The 2,648-nt window shown below is 67.6% G+C and carries 3 protein-coding genes; all 3 read right to left on the bottom strand.

Going from position 1 to position 2,648, the window contains the following annotated elements; all coding sequences use genetic code 11:
• Positions 1–74: 74 nt before the first annotated feature.
• On the bottom strand, positions 75–521 hold the full coding sequence (locus ACTIGN_RS17875; protein ID WP_439626253.1) for a hypothetical protein: 447 nt from the start codon (positions 519–521) through the stop codon (positions 75–77).
• 217 nt (positions 522–738) lie between these two features.
• Positions 739–1,656: a sulfate ABC transporter permease subunit CysW gene (cysW, locus tag ACTIGN_RS17870; RefSeq protein WP_439626251.1), complete on the bottom strand. Its 918-nt coding sequence runs from the start codon at positions 1,654–1,656 to the stop codon at positions 739–741.
• Positions 1,646–2,470, bottom strand: coding sequence for a sulfate ABC transporter permease subunit CysT (cysT, locus tag ACTIGN_RS17865; RefSeq protein WP_439626249.1), 825 nt, complete (start codon positions 2,468–2,470; stop codon positions 1,646–1,648). The genes cysW and cysT overlap by 11 nt, the downstream gene beginning before the upstream one ends.
• Positions 2,471–2,648: the final 178 nt, after the last annotated feature.

The raw sequence follows: 2,648 nt of genomic DNA, 5'->3' as shown, positions 1-2,648 counted from the left end.
CAACGGACTTGACCTGCACACGGCTTCATAGTCGAAAACAGCTCAGCAGCGGCGGCCGAGCTGTGAGCTTTGGATCACGAGCGGCTGCCGAGGCGGTCGTCTGGTGTAGCGTCAGGTTCGGCGCCATCGTCGTCTTCGATGCGCCAGGTGCTCAGGTCACTGACCGGCTGCGGCAGCCGGCCCTCCAGCCAATCGGCACAGTTGTCGGGCGTGAACGACGAATCCGTCGATTCAATGACCCACGACAGGAACTCAACCCCGCCGTTCATGTACGGGGGCGGGGACACCGGCATGAACACGGTCGGAAGTCGCTCCTCCACGGAGACGTAGTTCAACACGAACCCGAGTTCCTGGACGTGCCGCCACGCCAGCGGGTGGGTGGTGTCGAGCGAGAACTTGACCCACCAGTTGCCGTTGGGGAAAGAGCCGCGACCGATGGACTTCCGGCCGGCGGGCAGCCGGATCGCCGGGAGCCGCTCCATGAACGCGAGTAAGTTCTCGAAGTCGTGCTTCGCACTCACGGTGCGCCTCCGCCGCCGAACTTGGGACGGTAGATCTGCCTTCGCAGTCGACCTGGCAGGATCGAATAATCGCCAGATTAATCCGTAGCCAGTGCGCCGGCAAGGCGATTCGAATACTGCGGAATGTCGGCAGCCCGCGTGCGGCGGACCAAGTTGGTCCGCCTCACGCGGGCTGCGAAACGGCTATCCTGTCGTGCCGGTCACGTACTCTCCGGGTTCACTCCGCGGCGGTCTTGGCAGCCGCGGTCTGCTCGCGCACCTTGGGCTCGATCACCACCTTCAGCACCAGCGTCACCAGCGCGAGCAGCGTCAGCACCGAGGCGAGCGCGAACGCGGCGGGGTTGTCGGACCCCTCCCACAGCTTCTGCACCCGCAGCGGCATCGTGTCGGTCTGCCCCTCGATGCGGCCCGAGACGACGTACACCGCCCCGAACTCGCCCATCGCCCGCGCGTTGCACAGGATCACGCCGTACAGGAGCCCCCACTTGATGTTCGGCACGGTGATCCACCAGAAGAGCTGCCACCCGCTCGCGCCGAGGCTCCGGGCCGCCAGCTCCTCGTCCGGGCCGACCGCTTCCAGCACCGGGATCAGCTCGCGGGCCACGAACGGGAACGTCACGAACGCGGTCGCCAGCACCAGCGCCGGCGGCGCGAAGATCACCTGGTACCCGTGGTCGCGGAGCCACAGGCCGAGCGGCGCTTGCAGGCCGAAGATGAGCACGAACACGAGGCCGGCGACGACCGGCGACACCGAGAACGGCAGGTCGATCAGCGTGATCAGCAGCCCGCGGCCGCGGAACCGGAACCGGGCGATGGCCCACGCGGCCGCGACCCCGAACACCACGTTCATCGCCACCGCGACCGGCGCGACGACCATCGTGAGGAACACCGCGTGTCGCGTGTCCGGGTTGGCCACGAGGTTGGTCCAGTACACGCCGAACCCCTTCGCGGTGGCCTGCACGAACACCGACGCGAGCGGCACCGCGACCAGCAGCCCGACGATCCCGACCGTCAGGCCGATGAGCACCCAGCGGACGTACCACGGGTCCCGGGTCGCGCGGTTGAGCGGCTTCACCTCGAACGCCACGGGGGCCGGGGCGGTCGCGGTCGGGGCGGGGGCGGGGCTAGCCGACATTCCGCTTGCTCCGGTACTCGAGGTAGTTGATCGCGGCCAGCAGCACGAACGAGAACCCGAGGAGCACGGTCGCGATGGCCGCGGCCTCGGCGTAGGAGTACTCCTCCAGGCGCACGAGGATCAGCATCGGGGCGATCTCGGTCTCGAAGATCTTGTTGCTCGAAATGAAGATCACCGACCCGTACTCGCCCAGCCCGCGGGCGAACGCCAGCGCGAACCCGGTGAGGGCCGGGGGCACGAGCATCGGCAGGATCACCCGGCGGAACGTTTGCCACCGCGACGCGCCCAGCACCGACGCGGCCTCCTCGGTCTCGGCGTCGAGGTCTTCCAGGACCGGTTGCACGGTCCGCACGACGAACGGGAACCCCGTGAAGATCAGCACCAGCACGATGCCGAGGCGCGAGTACGCGGCCTGGATGCCGAGCGGCGCGAGGAACTGGCCGACCCACCCGTTCGGGACGTACAGGCTCGCGTACACCAGCCCGGCCACGGCCGTGGGGAGCGCCAGCGGCACGTCGACGAGCGCGTCGACGAAGCGCTTGCCGAAGAACTCGTACCGCACCAGCGTCCACGCGACGACGAGCCCGAGGCCGACGTTGACCAGCGCCGCGACGAGCGACACGCCGATGGTGAGCTTGTACGCGGCGACGGCCCGGGGCGTCCACGCGGCCGCGACGAACTCGCTCGGCCCCAGCGACGCGGCCTTCACCAGGCACGCCGCGAGCGGGACCAGCACGAGGACCGTGAGGTACACCAGCGCGTACCCCAGCCCCAGCCCGAACCCCGGCAGCGCCCTGCGACTCACCCCGCTCATGCTCGCTCCACGGAAATTCGAAGAGTGTTGATCCGCAGATTACGCAGATGGACACAGATTAAGAAATCAGAGAACAGAGATCAGAAGTCAGCAAAGAGTTGAAGACAGTCGGTCGTCGGTTACGCTCCTCTGTCCTCTGTCCTCTGTCCTCTGTCCTCTGTCCTCTGTCCTCTGTCCT

The organism is Gemmata sp. (assembly GCF_051859125.1).
Taxonomy (GTDB): Bacteria; Planctomycetota; Planctomycetia; order Gemmatales; family Gemmataceae; genus Gemmata.
This window is presented reverse-complemented; position numbering and strand designations above follow the sequence as displayed.

Excerpts from the sequence above, each read along its gene's own strand:
- cysW (WP_439626251.1), bottom strand. The coding sequence starts at position 1,656 with ATGTCGGCTAGCCCCGCCCCCGCCCCGACCGCGACCGCCCCGGCCCCC.
- cysT (WP_439626249.1), bottom strand. The coding sequence starts at position 2,470 with ATGAGCGGGGTGAGTCGCAGGGCGCTGCCGGGGTTCGGGCTGGGGCTG.